Raw genomic sequence first — 5000 nt, 5'->3', positions numbered from 1 at the left:
TGTTTCACTGAAATATCAGCCTTATATCTCTTTCATCTTTAGTATCATCTATTTCCATACAGCTATATTCTCTTAATAAATATTTAAGATATGCTCAAGGTTCGAATTGATTAATAGTATTTCCTTTTTAAACACATATACTGGATTAAAAATACGCACCTCAATGTATCAAGTGTACCGAACACACACATACAGAACGCTCGTTCCTTTCATTACTTCACTTTTTATATAACATTAATAGATATTAAACCCATACCTATATTTACGTTTTACTGCTAAAAGAGCGAATCATTTCACTAACAAAGCATTTAGTTTCATTTCTAGTATATATCCCCCTTTTGAAATACATATAGAATCATAATTTCCGTTGTTTCTATCTCCCCCCTAAGAATACACAACCATACAAAAACAATCCTACAACAAGGTATACGACGGCTGCACAATTATAAATCTTAATCCTCTCAATACCTACAGGGGTGCTGTCCGCCTTTAACACAAATATATACTAAAAAAATTTCAATATAAAATGGCCGGAATTTCTACACTAAGAAAAATCCGGCTCTTATTTTTAGGCAACAACCAAAATCATTTTTACATTCAGTATTAAATGTCTATTCAATATTCCCTACTCCGCTCTGGTAAAGGTGAATGTATCATATCTGTCACTGCATAATATAGATTTTCTGGATGTTCGGCTATCCGATGACATAAATACAAATACCAATCTTTCCCATAAGTCAGATACACTCTAGCGTTATGTCCTTTGTTTTTCAAATTTCTTAACATATCCGGACGAATTCCATATAACATTTCTATTTCTACATTAGGGTGACTAAAATATTGACGTTGCTCCATCTCTTTAATAAGAATTTCATCATGTGTAGCTATAGATACAGGGTGATGGTTTTCAACTAGTTTTTCTACAATTTGAAGATACTGTTGATTTAAATCAGTTGATCTAGGCATAGCAATATCCGGAACTTCTTGATAGGCACCTTTTACAACTCTTATTTTTCCTGGATAATGAAGGAGTTCTTGAATATCATTGTTTGAGCGGTATAAATGTGCCTGTATTGTTATCCCTACATTATGATATTGCTCAGTTACCTTTTTATAAATGGAAAGAATGTCCGCTGCTTTAGATGATTCTTCCATACTTATCATAAGGGTAGTTCCATGTACTTTCGCCTTCTCTGCCAACTCCATTAAATGAATATAAGATATTTCTGGATCTATAGATAATCCAATATGAGATAAATCGAGTGATACTGTTTGTTTCATAGATAGAGCACCCATGTCCCCAATAAGATTCAAAAACTCATTTTTTGCTTTATAGCATGCCTCTATATCTAGAGTATTTTCCCCTATGTATTCTAGTGAAGTATGATAACCTTTTGTAATTAGTTCTTTTGCCGTCCCAATTCCTTCATGTCTCGTTTCTCCGGTGACAAAGCGTTTCGCAGCTTGTAATAATAACGCATAGAGTTCAGTGGATTGTTGTACATATGCTTTTATATGTTCATTTCGTGCAATCGATTTAAATGCCTGAGCTACTTGTAATTCTGGTTTAGTCATCACATTTTCATCTCCTTTAGAACTATTTGACCCTACTATAGCATGCTAAAATGGTTTGTATTAGTACCATTTCATCCAAACTTTTATGGTACCAATTTTGATGAAGGGAGCATTTATATGCTTTGGATACCTATTGATCGATCTTTAGATATAAGTTTAATTCGACAAGTTTATCACCAAATACGTGAACGAATATTAAACGGAGAGCTACAATCTGGTGATAAACTACCAGCAACACGGGAATTATCTTCTGAGTTAGGTGTGTCTAGGAATGTAATTTTAGAAGCTTATGATCAATTATTTTCCGAAGGCTTTTTGGTCACTCGGCAAGGAGCTGGAACATTCATTGCCGAAGGGGCTTATTTAGAACAACGTAAAAAATCAACTCTAATTGATTCTTTATATTGGTGTGAAGAAACAAACAAAGAGAGTAACATCATTAATTTTCGTTCAGGAATACCAGCATTAGACTTATTTCCACGTAAAGGATGGGCAAAGTTGTCTCACACGATATGGAATGAAACACCTCCTTCTACGTTTGGATATGATATCCCCCAAGGACGTCCCGAATTAAGAAAGGTTTTATCACGGTATTTACTAAAAACAAGAGGAGTTTTTTGTCAACCAGAACAATTGGTGATTACTTCCGGTGCAACACAAGCTTTAACACTTGTGTCTAAGTTACTTTTGTCATCAGGTGACGAAGTACTAATAGAAGATCCCATCACCAATGACATTCAAACAATTTTTAAAAATTCAGGAGCCTTTCTTTCCCCTATACCAGTTGATGATAATGGGATGAATACATCTTTGTTACCTGCAAATAAAAATCCAAAATTCATCTTCATTACTCCTTCTCATCAGTTCCCTTTAGGTGGAACGTTGCCAATTCAACGACGTGTTCAATTGGTTAACTACTCAAGAAAAACAAATTGTTACCTCATTGAAGATGATTATGATAGTGAGTTTCGATATGAAGGCTCACCTGTAAGTTCATTACAGGGGTTGGATCCCGAACGTGTTATATACATAGGTTCATTTAGTAAAATTTTATCACCGTCCCTTAGGATGGGATACTTAGTTCTTCCCTCACACCTTGTTGAAAAATGTCGCAGGGTAAAATGGTTTTCAGATTTACATACACCTTCTTTAAATCAGCTTATCCTTGCTAAATTTATTGCCGAAGGTTATTTGGAACGACATATTATGAAGATGAAAAAAATCTATAAAAATCGAAGAGACTTCCTTATCCAGCAATTACAATCAGCATTCTCAAATACAATCAATATTTTCGGTTATTCTACAGGATTACATCTGATTGTTGAATTCAATCAAGTTCAATTCACAAAAGAATTACTTGAGAAAATCCAACAACTCGGAGTGAAAGTATATCCTGTGGAAGACCACGCCATTGAAAAAGGAAAACATCACAATCGAATTATTATAGGGTATGGCCATTTAACAACTGAAGAAATAAAAGAGGGTGTGAGCAGGCTCCAGAGGGCAATACTTCGTATATATTCTTGTTAACAAATAGACTTTAAAGCTCAGCCATATTTTTCTGAAGGTATGCTACTTAAATGTGAAATTCTAATAAAGCTGTTTCTTGCTAGATAAACGTACTCATACTCATAGAGCCCACATTAATTACAAGTTTATTTTACAAAACACAAAAAAGACGAGTCATTCTGACTCGTCTTAAAGTTGCTTGGCGACGTCCTACTCTCACAGGGACAAGGTCCCAACTACCATCGGCGCTAGAGAGCTTAACTTCCGTGTTCGGTATGGGAACGGGTGTGACCTCTCTGCCATCATCACCAAACTATGAAGGCATATTCCTTCAAAACTAGATAACATTGCTACATATTATATGGTTAAGTCCTCGATCTATTAGTATTCGTCAGCTCCACATGTCACCATGCTTCCACCTCGAACCTATCAACCTGATCATCTTTCAGGGATCTTACTAGCTTACGCTATGGGAAATCTCATCTTGAGGGGGGCTTCATGCTTAGATGCTTTCAGCACTTATCCCTTCCGCACATAGCTACCCAGCTATGCCCTTGGCAGAACAACTGGTACACCAGCGGTGCGTCCATCCCGGTCCTCTCGTACTAAGGACAGCTCCTCTCAAATTTCCTACGCCCACGACGGATAGGGACCGAACTGTCTCACGACGTTCTGAACCCAGCTCGCGTACCGCTTTAATGGGCGAACAGCCCAACCCTTGGGACCGACTACAGCCCCAGGATGCGATGAGCCGACATCGAGGTGCCAAACCTCCCCGTCGATGTGGACTCTTGGGGGAGATAAGCCTGTTATCCCCGGGGTAGCTTTTATCCGTTGAGCGATGGCCCTTCCATGCGGAACCACCGGATCACTAAGCCCGACTTTCGTCCCTGCTCGACTTGTAGGTCTCGCAGTCAAGCTCCCTTATGCCTTTGCACTCTACGAATGATTTCCAACCATTCTGAGGGAACCTTTGGGCGCCTCCGTTACACTTTAGGAGGCGACCGCCCCAGTCAAACTGCCCACCTGACACTGTCTCCCGGGTCGATAAGACCCGTAGGTTAGAATTTCAATACAGTCAGGGCGGTATCCCACCAGCGCCTCCACCGAAGCTAGCGCTCCGGTTTCAATGGCTCCCGCCTATCCTGTACAAACTGTACCAAAATTCAATATCAGGCTACAGTAAAGCTCCACGGGGTCTTTCCGTCCTGTCGCGGGTAACCTGCATCTTCACAGGTACTATAATTTCACCGAGTCTCTGGTTGAGACAGTGCCCAAATCGTTACACCTTTCGTGCGGGTCGGAACTTACCCGACAAGGAATTTCGCTACCTTAGGACCGTTATAGTTACGGCCGCCGTTTACTGGGGCTTCAGTTCAGAGCTTCGCTTACGCTAACCCCTCTCCTTAACCTTCCAGCACCGGGCAGGTGTCACCCCCTATACTTCGCCTTACGGCTTCGCAGAGAGCTGTGTTTTTGCTAAACAGTCGCTTGGGCCTATTCACTGCGGCTTTCCGTTAAGAAAGCACCCCTTCTCCCGAAGTTACGGGGTCATTTTGCCGAGTTCCTTAACCAGAGTTCTCTCGCACACCTTAGGATTCTCTCCTCGCCTACCTGTGTCGGTTTGCGGTACAGGCACCTTTTATCTCGCTAGAAGCTTTTCTTGGCAGCGGGGAATCAAAGACTTCGCTCCATAAGGAGCTTCCCCATCACAGCTCAGCCTTCACGATAAGCGGATTTGCCTACTTATCAGCCTAACTGCTTGGACGTGCACAACCAATCGCACGCTTCTTCTATCCTTCTGCGTCCCTCCATTGCTCAAACGATAAAGAGGTGGTACAGGAATATCAACCTGTTGTCCATCGCCTACGCCTGTCGGCCTCGGCTTAGGTCCTGACTAACCCTGAGCGGACGAG

The 5000-nt window shown here is 40.5% G+C and carries 2 protein-coding genes and 2 rRNA genes (1 of these 4 only partly in view); 1 reads left to right on the top strand and 3 read right to left on the bottom strand.

The features are described from left to right. Window positions 1-615: 615 nt before the first annotated feature. The gene (locus tag ACUXVC_RS01580) at window positions 616-1575 is read right to left on the bottom strand and encodes a proline dehydrogenase family protein (protein WP_340785401.1); all 960 of its coding nucleotides are present in this window, start codon (window positions 1573-1575) and stop codon (window positions 616-618) included. 117 nt (window positions 1576-1692) lie between these two features. Between ACUXVC_RS01580 and pdxR the strand changes: the two genes are divergently transcribed. After that, window positions 1693-3105, top strand: coding sequence for a MocR-like pyridoxine biosynthesis transcription factor PdxR (gene pdxR, locus ACUXVC_RS01575; RefSeq protein WP_340785399.1), 1413 nt, complete (start codon window positions 1693-1695; stop codon window positions 3103-3105). A gap of 176 nt (window positions 3106-3281) precedes the next feature. On the opposite strand, the gene rrf is transcribed toward pdxR, so the two are convergent. After that, window positions 3282-3397 (bottom strand): 5S ribosomal RNA (gene rrf, locus ACUXVC_RS01570). Window positions 3398-3445: 48 nt separating this feature from the next. Further along, window positions 3446-5000 (bottom strand): 23S ribosomal RNA (locus ACUXVC_RS01565) (it continues 1367 nt past the right edge of the window).

Source organism: Bacillus sp. N6, assembly GCF_052805735.1.
Note: the sequence above shows the minus strand (reverse complement) of the source record. Positions and strands in the feature narration are given on the sequence as shown.

Excerpts from the sequence above, each read along its gene's own strand:
- pdxR (WP_340785399.1), top strand. The coding sequence starts at position 1,693 with ATGCTTTGGATACCTATTGATCGATCTTTAGATATAAGTTTAATTCGA.
- ACUXVC_RS01580 (WP_340785401.1), bottom strand. The coding sequence starts at position 1,575 with ATGACTAAACCAGAATTACAAGTAGCTCAGGCATTTAAATCGATTGCA.